This is a genomic window from Streptomyces sp. 4F14, from assembly GCF_048159485.1.
Taxonomy (GTDB): Bacteria; Actinomycetota; Actinomycetes; order Streptomycetales; family Streptomycetaceae; genus Streptomyces.
The window spans coordinates 1-659 of the sequence record NZ_JBLRVY010000086.1; the positions used below are offsets into that span (position 1 = coordinate 1).

Annotated in this window: 1 protein-coding gene and 1 pseudogene; both read right to left on the minus strand. The window is 74.4% G+C overall.

Translation table 11 applies throughout. From position 1 onward, the window contains the following. Positions 1–277 (minus strand): annotated as a pseudogene (locus ACLZOT_RS49715) (universal stress protein); the annotation flags it as partial. Positions 278–281: 4 nt separating this feature from the next. Next, positions 282–659 (minus strand): ArsB/NhaD family transporter (locus tag ACLZOT_RS49720; protein WP_416975947.1); only part of this gene is annotated, 378 nt, incomplete at its 5' end.

Genomic DNA, 659 nt, shown 5'->3' on the forward strand with positions numbered 1-659 from the left:
GCTCGCTGCGGGTGCAGGGCCGGTCCAGGCGCTCGGCGGCGGCCCGCAGCAGGCTCTCGGCGGAGGCGGCGGCGAGGTGTTCGACGCGGGTGCCGGGGTCGCGTTCCGGATGCCCGCGGCCGAGCAGCCCGGCGAACGCGCCGTGCGCGGCGTCGGCGACATCGTGCCCGGTGACGTGCAGCAGCACGATCTCGGCGCCCTCGGGAGCATGCGCCCGCGCGGCGTCCACACACGCGGGCCACGTGCCCTCGACGACCCAGACGACCACCACCGCCATACGATCAGCCTCCTCCGATCACCGCCAGCGACGCCCACAGTGCCAGCACCGCGGCGCACAGGCTCGCGGGGACGGCGAACAGGCCGAGCCGCGTGAACTCCCGCAGCTGGACCTCCGCGTCATGGGCGTGGACGATACGCCGCCACAGCAGCGTCGCCAGGGATCCGGCGCAGGTGAGGTTGGGGCCGATGTTCACGCCGAGCAGCACGGCGAGGACGGCGCCGGGACCGGAACCGGACGCGAGCGGCAGCAGCACCAGCACCGCCGGCAGATTGTTGATGACATTCGCCAGTACGGCGGCCAGCACGGCGATCCCGAACAGGGCCGCGAGCCCGGTGCCGTCGGGGATCAGCCGGCCGAGCGCCGTGTCGAGCCCGTTGTC